9 protein-coding genes are annotated in these 9,532 nt (G+C 38.3%); all 9 read left to right on the forward strand.

Annotated features, from left to right (window positions below; translation table 11 throughout):
* Positions 1-16 precede the first annotated feature (16 nt).
* The 9 genes from ACFX4E_RS27500 to ACFX4E_RS27540 all read left to right on the forward strand — a co-directional run bounded on the left by ACFX4E_RS27500 (position 17) and on the right by ACFX4E_RS27540 (position 9,175).
* Entirely contained in the window at positions 17-1,132 is a 1,116-nt protein-coding gene (locus tag ACFX4E_RS27500; RefSeq protein ID WP_028410329.1) for an ABC transporter ATP-binding protein, read from the forward strand.
* On the forward strand, positions 1,129-2,064 hold the full coding sequence (locus tag ACFX4E_RS27505; RefSeq protein ID WP_060745420.1) for a carbohydrate ABC transporter permease: 936 nt from the start codon (positions 1,129-1,131) through the stop codon (positions 2,062-2,064). The genes ACFX4E_RS27500 and ACFX4E_RS27505 overlap by 4 nt, the downstream gene beginning before the upstream one ends.
* On the forward strand, positions 2,061-2,873 hold the full coding sequence (locus tag ACFX4E_RS27510; RefSeq protein WP_028410331.1) for a carbohydrate ABC transporter permease: 813 nt from the start codon (positions 2,061-2,063) through the stop codon (positions 2,871-2,873). Before ACFX4E_RS27505 ends, ACFX4E_RS27510 begins: the two co-directional genes overlap by 4 nt.
* 13 nt (positions 2,874-2,886) lie before the next feature.
* A complete protein-coding gene (locus ACFX4E_RS27515) occupies positions 2,887-4,227 on the forward strand; it encodes an ABC transporter substrate-binding protein (protein ID WP_098250177.1) in 1,341 nt (446 codons plus the stop codon).
* A gap of 86 nt (positions 4,228-4,313) precedes the next feature.
* Positions 4,314-5,051: a glycerophosphodiester phosphodiesterase gene (locus ACFX4E_RS27520; RefSeq protein ID WP_098332996.1), complete on the forward strand. Its 738-nt coding sequence runs from the start codon at positions 4,314-4,316 to the stop codon at positions 5,049-5,051.
* A gap of 360 nt (positions 5,052-5,411) precedes the next feature.
* Entirely contained in the window at positions 5,412-5,735 is a 324-nt protein-coding gene (locus ACFX4E_RS27525) for a DUF3870 domain-containing protein (protein WP_028410335.1), read from the forward strand.
* A 93-nt stretch (positions 5,736-5,828) separates the two neighbouring features.
* On the forward strand, positions 5,829-6,995 hold the full coding sequence (locus ACFX4E_RS27530; protein WP_016762895.1) for a DUF819 family protein: 1,167 nt from the start codon (positions 5,829-5,831) through the stop codon (positions 6,993-6,995).
* A 60-nt stretch (positions 6,996-7,055) separates the two neighbouring features.
* Complete coding sequence (locus ACFX4E_RS27535; RefSeq protein WP_272767642.1) at positions 7,056-8,129, forward strand: dipeptide epimerase; 1,074 nt, start codon at positions 7,056-7,058, stop codon at positions 8,127-8,129.
* Positions 8,130-8,161: 32 nt separating this feature from the next.
* Positions 8,162-9,175, forward strand: coding sequence for a C40 family peptidase (locus tag ACFX4E_RS27540; RefSeq protein WP_051421155.1), 1,014 nt, complete (start codon positions 8,162-8,164; stop codon positions 9,173-9,175).
* Positions 9,176-9,532 lie beyond the last annotated feature (357 nt).

Here is a 9,532-nt window from a genome sequence, read left to right on the forward strand (position 1 = left end):
GAAAGGAGCGTTTTTAATGAAAAAAGTAGAGCTAGTTAACATTGGGAAGTCATACGATCAAAAAACAAATGTTATTCAAGATATTAACGTCACAATTGAGCCGGGAGAGTTTTTCGTACTAGTAGGTCCTTCAGGATGCGGGAAAAGTACAATGCTGAGAATGATTGCCGGATTAGAAGAAGTCACGCAGGGAGAGCTACTAATTGGAGATGTAAAAGCAAATAAACTGCTTCCAAGTCAGCGCGATTTGTCAATGGTGTTTCAAAACTATGCCTTATATCCGCATTTGACAGTGGAACAAAATATTCTTTTTGGCCTGCACACAAAGAAAATTTCAAAGCAAGAACAGCAAAAGCGCTGCAGGGAAGCAGCAGAGATGCTTGGTTTAAGTGAATATCTAAAGAGAAAGCCTAGACAGCTTTCGGGAGGACAGCGTCAGCGTGTAGCGCTTGCACGTGCTATTGTTACTCATTCGCCTATTTGCCTAATGGATGAGCCCTTATCAAACTTAGATGCGAAGCTGCGCGCGAAGATGAGGTCAGAAATTCGCCAGATTCAGCGTAAGTTAGGTATTACGATGATTTATGTCACGCACGATCAAACAGAGGCGATGACGATGGCAGATCGAATGATGATTTTAAATGGAGGAAATATTCAACAAGTTGGACGTCCGCTTGATATTTACAATGCACCAAAGAACACGTTTGTAGCATCTTTTATAGGTTCTCCCCCTATGAATTTATCAAACGTTTCTATAGAAAATAACTTACTAGTTTTTGAAGATAGAAGAGCTATTTCTATGAGTACACCACACAGTAACCTTAACGGTAAAAAAGAAGTTGTGGTTGGAGTGAGACCTGAGCATATACAGCTTGCGACAAACGATAATACGAGTTTTATTGTGGAAGTAGACAATGTGGAAATTCTAGGCACGGAAACACTGCTTACATTTCATATGGGTGACAAGCAGTGGATGGCTAAGTGGAACGGTCAATGGACTATAAAGGTGGGAGAGCGAGTTCCTATTTTTATCGATCCAAAACACCTGTTTTTATTTGATGGCGATACAGGTTCATGCTTGCACTACGAACCATCAACAGAAGATTTAACTGTAAAGGGGGCATTCGTATGAGTGCTGTTACCAAAACAGCAAACTCACCTGTTTCTGTTTCAGCAAACCCAAAAGAAAAAAAAACAATGCCTACTATCATTGTTGGACTAGCTTATTTACTGCCATCATTACTGTTATTTAGTGTATTTCTTTTCTACCCAATGATTAAGACATTATATTTAAGTCTTTTTATTACGGACACACAGGGAAATCCCTTAAATTTTGTAGGACTGCAAAATTTCTCATATCTATTTACAGATCCTAATTTCTTACAAAGTATGAAAGCTACTTTTCTATTTGTACTCTACACAGTACCTATTGGCTTAATTATTGCCTTATTCCTAGCGCTAATCGCAAATGAAAAGCTGAAAGGAATTGGTTTTTTCAGAACAATGTTTTCATCTACGATGGGAATGAGCGTAGCGGCTTCTTCTGTGATTTGGATGTTTATGTATAATCCGACAATCGGGGTTATCAATAAAGTATTAAACCTTGTAGGGATTCATGACGTGCAGTGGTTATTAGATCCTAAGTATGCATTGGTTGCTGTGTCTATCTCTACAATTTGGATGAACATTGGGTTTACCTTTTTAATTTTACTTGGCGGGTTACAAAATATTGATGAGAAGCTGTATGAAAATGCGCGTATTGCTGGAGTTAGCTATTGGTATCAGCTCCGTAAAATTACGCTTCCTATGCTTTCGCCAACGCTGTTTTTTATTATCACCGTTTCATTTATTAACGCGTTTCAAACGTTTGGACAAATTGACATTTTAACAAAAGGGGGACCTACAGATTCCACAAATGTCATTGTTTATTCAATCTACAAGGATGCATTTGTAAACTATAATGTTGGCTCTGCAAGTGCTCAAGCTACAATATTATTTTTCTGTATTCTACTGGTTACCGCTCTTCAATTCAAGCTTGGAGAAAGGAAGGTACATTATCAATGAGCATCACGAGAAAATGGACAACTTATTTGTTACTCATTGCAGCTACTTTAGTATTGATGTTTCCTATCCTATACGCTTTTTCCATTAGTTTTATGAGTGGAGCGGAAGTGTTGGAAGGAAAGATTTGGCCGTCATCTTTTTCATTTGAAAACTATCGGGACGCTTTTGAAAAAGTTCCGCTGCTTCATTATTTAATTAACAGTTTTGCAGTGTCTATCTTCGTCATGGCCGGGCAGCTGTTAGTTTCGAGTTTGGCCGCTTTTGCATTTGTATTTATTAAATTTAAAGGAAGAGATGCTATTTTCTTTCTCTTTATTTCTACGATGATGATTCCATGGGAAGCAACGATGGTTCCTAACTTTTTAACAGCACAAAAGCTAGGATGGATTAACAATTATTTAGGATTAACGATTCCTTTTTTTGCTTTAGCGTTTGGGACATTTTTATTGCGTCAGCAGTTTAAAACCATTCCGAATGAGTTATATGAAGCTTCTCAAGTTTCAGGGATCAGCCGCTTTCGTTTCTTTTGGAACGTCGTGCTCCCTGTGTCTAAAACAAGTCTAGTTACGCTTGGCGTATATAGCTTTTTAACAACATGGAATATGTATTTATGGCCACTATTAGTGACAAATACAGAGGATGTTCGTACCGTTCAGATTGGTTTAAAGCAAATGCAAACACAGGAGATTTCAACTGATTGGGGAGTGGTTATGGCCGCTGTCGTTGTTGTAATCTTACCGACATTATTACTATTATTCCTAGGTCAAAAACGTCTTCAAAAAGGATTAACCCAAGGTGCAATTAAATAGGAGAGTGAATGTGATGAAAAAGATATTGGCTATCGTAACGGCATGCTTGCTAGTTATTCTAGGTGCTTGCTCAAATTCAACTGGTTCTTCGGAAGCGCAAGAAACAAAAAAAACAGCATCAGGTAAAACAGAAGTCGTATTTTGGCACGCTATGAGCGGTGACCTTGAAAAATCACTCAATAAAATTGTCGATGAGTACAATAAATCTCAGGACAAAGTGGAAGTAAAGCCCGTTTTCCAAGGAACGTATGAAGAAGCACAAACAAAATTTAACACAGTAGCAGGAACAAAGGATGCACCGGCTATTATGCAAACGTTCGAAGTGGGAACAAAATTCATGATAGACAGCGGTAAGATTCAGCCTGTTCAAAAGTTTATCGATCAAGACCACTATGACACTTCACAGTGGGAGAAAAACATTTCAAGCTATTACCAAGTAGATGGAAAGCAATACTCAATGCCGTTCAACTCTTCAACACCTGTTCTTGTTTATAATAAAGATGCTTTTAAAAAAGCAGGGTTAGATCCTGAAAACCCTCCAAAAACGTATGATGAATTAAAGGCAGCTGCAAAGAAATTAACAGAAAAACAAGGAAATAAAACATCGCAATACGGTTTTTCAATTCTAAATTACGGATGGTTCTTTGAAGAGCTAGTTGCTTCTCAAGGCGGCTTGTATGTAGATCACGAAAACGGCCGTAAAGGTGATGCTGAGAAGGCAGTATTTAATGGAAAAGAAGGACAAAACGCATTTAATTTAATCAATGATATGTATAAAGAAGGTACATTCTACAATGTAGGACAAAACTGGGATGATATGCGCGCAGCATTTCAATCTAAAAAAATTGCAATGTTCCTGGACTCATCAGCAGGTATTAAAACACTAGTAGACAATGCTCCATTTGATGTAGGCGTATCTTATATTCCTGTCCCAAAAGAAGAGGATCGCCAAGGAGTAGCTATTGGCGGAGCATCTTTATGGATGTCTAAAGGAATCAGTGATGAAACATCAAAAGCAGCCTGGGACTTCATGAAATATTTAGCAACACCAGAAGTTCAAGCAAAATGGCACGTAGAAAGTGGATACTTTGCAGTTAACCCAAAAGCGTATGAACAAGATATTGTGAAAAAAGAGTGGGAGAAATATCCGCAGTTAAAAGTAACGGTTGATCAGCTTCGTGAAACAAAGGCTACTCCAGCTACGCAAGGTGCTTTAATTTCTGTGTTTCCTGAATCTCGTCAAAAAGTAGTAACAGGGATGGAAAGCCTATATCAAGGAGTAAAGCCAAAAAAAGCGCTTGATCAAGCAGCAAAAGAAACAAATAGAGCATTAGAAGTAGCCAATCAAAAATAACGTATGATTACGAAGCTCGTCTTTCAAGTTATTTTGAGGACGAGCTTTTTACTTAGTGAATGACTAGTTAGGAGAGATAGAGGATAATGAATAGTTCAATTGATCTTTATGCGCATCGCGGCTTTAGCGGACGATATCCTGAAAATACAATGATTGCATTTGAAGAAGCTAGGAAAATGCAAGTTGCAGGTATTGAATTAGATGTACAATTAACAAAAGACGGGGAAATAGTGGTTATTCACGATGAACGGATTGACAGGACGACCAATGGAATGGGGTATGTTCAAGAATTTTCATACAAACAGCTGCGTTTATTCGATGCTGGCAGTTGGTATGACTCTCGTTTTTCTAAACAATCGATTCCGACATTAGTAGAAGTGTTTGAGTGGATGATGGACAAAAAGACAAAATTAACGGTGAATATTGAATTAAAAAATGACCGAATTTACTATCCAAAACTTGAAGAAAAAGTTCTTCGTCTAATCGATGAGTTTGATTTAGAAGATCAGGTTATTTTGTCATCTTTTAACTATGATAGCTTGGCTAAAGTGAGATCTCTCCATTCATATATACCAACAGGTTTTTTATTTGAAGGGGTGAGCGAAGATGCGATTGGAAAAGCAAAATCGATAGGAGCGCACCTACACTGTGATATGTCGTTTGCTCTTTCTTCATACGGGAAAAAAGCAAAGCAAGAAGGATTAGACTTACGGGTATATACAATCAATGAAATGAATGACTTTTTGAAGCTCCAGCAGGCTTCAGTAAAAGTAGTGATGACAGATTACCCTAACCGTTTTTCCTCTACCATGTTCAAAGGATGACGTAGAAAGAAGCCGGGACAAAATTACTTGACCCACAGTGAAAAACGAGCCCTTGATCAACATGTTTGATTAGTGGTTCGTTTTTTTGTTGCAGTGTAACAAGCGGTTCAGCTTATGTATCCCATTTGTATGTCTTTAGTTGGATTAAGTTTGTTATGTCTCAATCTCTTTTTTTGAAAAAAATATCACTTTATTCTGAATAGTATAAAAGTTATATTGTGAAATTGTTTTATAGATGATATATTGAGAATAGATTATAATGTTCCTTATGAAAGCGAATACATGTTGCGTAGCTCCGCAAACGTTCATTTGCCGGTCCCTAGCATCGTCTGTTATCTCTTTTAGGAGGAATAAAAAATCATGTATGATCAAGATACTATCTATATTATTGGAGATGCCAAAGCTCCTCAAAGCAATCCGATTACTAAAAAATTCAATCAGTATTTTTTAGGGTTGGTAGTTGATAAAACAAATGGGAAAATTATTGATGTGGAATGTTCAGCGACGATTGAGTTGACCGTTCGATTTGTTCAATCGATTTTTATTGGACGTCACATAAGTGATCCCACCCTTATAGACGAAATTAACAGCCGCTATTTCGGTTCTTCCCAAAAAGCGCTGGTGGTAGCGTTTCATGATGCACAGAAAAAATATCAGCAAATAACAGCTGCTTTGTCTACATAGACCTAGACGAAATCCAGCCTGACGTTTTCAAACGTTGGGCTGGATTTTGTTTTGTATAAAAACATTTTCGTGGAGATGAAGGGGGAAGAATAAATGATTCAAGATGGATTTATGTATGTGAGTGTGTTAACTGCATTTGCTGCGCTCATGGTAGGGATTGAAAAAAGATTTAAAGCCAATCGATTTTTTAAATTTATCCCGGGTATTGTACTTATTTATATAGGAGCTGCTCTTATGCAAACGGCAGGGGTATTTGGGGATAGCGAATCAAATGTCGCTATGTATACGGGCGTTAAAAATGCACTGCTTCCGGCCATGCTGATGCTTATGCTGTTAAAGTGTGATGTTCGAAGCGTAATTAAACTTGGTCCACGAATGCTCGGAGGATTCATCGTTGCGGTTTTTAGCATAATGGTAGGTTTTATCCTCGTCTATGCCATCTTTAAGAATTTCTATGTAGAGGACACGTGGAAAGCTTTTGGTGCTTTATCAGGAAGTTGGACCGGAGGATCAGCTAACATGGTTGCTCTCCAAGGAATTTTGGATGTTCCAGAAAATATATTTGGCTACGCTCTTATGATGGATACGATTAACTACGCCGTATGGGTTATGTTTATGTTTTGGCTTGTACCATTTGCATCTAAATTTAATAAATGGACAAAAGCAGACGTCAGCTTTATTGAGAATAGTATAGATGAAGTCGCAGCAACTTCTGAAAGCGAAAAAGAAGGCCCGCAGTTTCAGCATCTTCTTTATTTACTTGGTCTAGGTTTGTTCGTTTCAGCATTTTCTACATTTATCGGAGGGCGTTTGCCTGAAGTGGGAGCGGTTATTAATGCAACGAGCTGGACGATTATGATTGCTTCTGTGGTTGGTCTAGTGCTTGCTGTAACCCCAGCGGCAAAAATTCCAGGTACGCTCGATGTATCAAACGTTATGTTATACATCGTTGTAGCGTTAATTGCTTCTCAATCAGATTTTTCAAATTTAGCTCAGGCTCCTATTTACTTAGTATCTGGTTTTCTCATTATGTTCGTGCACTTAGTGATCATGCTGTTGCTAGCTAAACTATTTAAATATGATTTATTTACGCTCGGAGTAGCAAGTTTAGCTAATATTGGTGGAATGGCGTCTGCTCCAATGCTTGCAGCTGCCTATAACCGTGCACTGATTCCGGTAGGAGTCATTATGGCTCTGATGGGTTCCTTCTTAGGTACTTATTTTGGTATGATGATCGCCAAAATTTTAGGGGCGATCTAAGAATAAATCAAAAATACGTATGAAAGAATATTTGTGCTGAATCGAAAGGAAGCGATTGAAATGATAATTAAAGACATAACCGTAAAGCATCAAACCGTTCCACTGCTCGTTCCGTTTAAAACAGCGCTTCGAACAGCAACAGAGATAGACAGCATAAGTGTAGAGATTCAGTTAGAAAACGGAATAAAAGGAAAAGGAGCGGCTTCGCCAACATATGTTATTACAGGCGATTCTTTAGAAGGCATTCAAGCCGCACTTCAAGGACCTATTAAACTAGCGCTAATAGGGGAGGATATACGTCAGTTTCAAAAACTCTTAAAAAAAATTCAAAGCTGCTGTATTCACAATTCAAGTGCTAAAGCAGCTGCTGATATCGCTTTGCATGATGCTTATACAAAGTTTCTCAACATTCCTTTATATGCTTTCTTGGGCGATAAGCAGCCTGTCTCTACGTGTATGACGATAAGTGTTGATACACCTGAGAAAATGGCTGAAGACGCACAAAAAAGTGCAGTGGACGGATTTGACATTTTAAAAGTAAAGGTAGGTTCAATTCCTGAGCTAGACCTTGAGCGTATTAAACATATTCGATCTGTCATTCCGGATCATGTAAAACTTCGTTTGGATGCAAATCAAGGATGGACTCCAAAACAAGCAGTGCAATTAATTAATAAAATGGAAACTCTCAACTTTGGTATTGAATTGGTAGAACAACCTGTCCCTGCTCATGATTGGGAAGGATTAAAGTTTGTGACTGAACGAGTAAATGTACTCATTATGGCAGATGAGAGTCTATTTTCTGCCAAAGATGCATTAAGGCTTGTAAGCGGGCGGTACGTGGATCTTTTGAATATTAAGCTAATGAAGTGCGGAGGGATTAATGAAGCAAGAAAAATCGCAAGTATTGCTGAGGCGAACGGTGTTGCATGTATGATTGGAAGCATGATGGAACCATCACTTTCCGTGGGAGCAGCTGCTCATCTGGCAGCCGCTCATCCGAATATCACATATTTTGACTTAGATGCTCCTCTTTGGCTTTCAACGGAACTGGATGTGTTAAAGTACAGCGGCCAAGAGGTTTTCTTATCAGATCTTCCTGGAATAGGAGAAATTACCGTTCCTATCTCAAAATAAAAGGATAGTAATATAGTAGAAGGAGAGAGACGATGAATATAAAACGTTGGTTTTTGACGGCAACAATAGTTATTTTAGCTACATTTGGGGTCAGTGCAGTTCCTTCTGTTCATGCTTCTGAAGAAAAAGAAACTGCTTATATAGATGTCGCAGCAGCTACTCTGTGGACAGCACCAAACATCTTGCGTGAAGTGGACGCTCCGTCAGCTACTAATCCTGTAGATATGAGAAAGTGGACCACATCGATGAATTTGAAACAGAAGCAGCAGTTATCTAGCGATGGGATGCTTGAGACACAAGCGTTATATGGAAACAAAGTAACGGTTTTAGACGAACAAGGAGACTGGGTCAAAGTAGCGGTAGACGGACAGCCTACTTCTCGAAATGAATTAGGATATCCCGGATGGATGCCTACTAAACAATTAACCTATAGCAAAAGGTACGAACAGTATGCAAAGAAGCCTTTTGTAATGGTGACGGCTCCTACTACTTATCTATATCATTCGCCTTCTTTGAAAAAGAAAGGTATTGAAGTTAGCTATAATACGCGCTTACCTCTCTTGGCAAAGTCAAAGAGTGCATATAAAGTATTAAAACCAAATGGAAAGACAGCATGGATTTCTACAAAAGCAGGAAAAATCTACGCGTCTCAAAAAGATATTCCTGTACCAACTGGCACGGAGCTTGTTGAAAGTGGAAAGGCATTTTTAAATCTTCCATATTTATGGGCTGGCATGAGCGGTTTTGGATTTGACTGCTCTGGATTTACGTTTACGATGTACCAATCCCATGGTATTACGATTCCACGTGACTCAGGGCCACAGTCTCGAGCAGGGAAACCAGTAGATAAGAACAACCTTCAACCTGGAGACTTATTGTTCTTTGCCTATAACCAAGGAAAAGGAAGCGTTCACCATGTAGCAATGTATGCGGGAGAGGGCATGATGATTCATTCGCCGAACTCCGAGCGGACAGTAGAGATTATTCCTTTAAACACGAAGGGATATATTGAAGAGTATGCAGGTGCACGTCGTTATTTACCTTAATCAGTAAGATAAGAAAGAAGCTCTTTTTGTGAAGGGCTTCTTTTTTAATATAGAGTATAGTTAAAAAAATAGAAAATTTAGTTTATTTACGTTTAACTACTTCTCAGTAAGGGAAGAAGTTAAACAAGAGAAAAAAATCATTTTTCTTCTTGAAACATATTGACTTTATATGAAAAGCGTTATAATATTATAAAGCGTCGTTGAGACATACTCGTAACAACGAAGCTGAAAAAAGAGTTTTAAAAAGTTGTTGACATTACGTTAATAACTTGATAAGATAATAAAGTCGCTTAAGAGCGGCGGTTGAACTTTGAAAACTGAACAAAGCGACAAACGTCAACGTTAATTTTTATTTTT

It is taken from the genome of Priestia sp. YIM B13491 (assembly GCF_042787605.1).
Classification (GTDB): domain Bacteria; phylum Bacillota; class Bacilli; order Bacillales; family Bacillaceae_H; genus Priestia; species Priestia megaterium_E.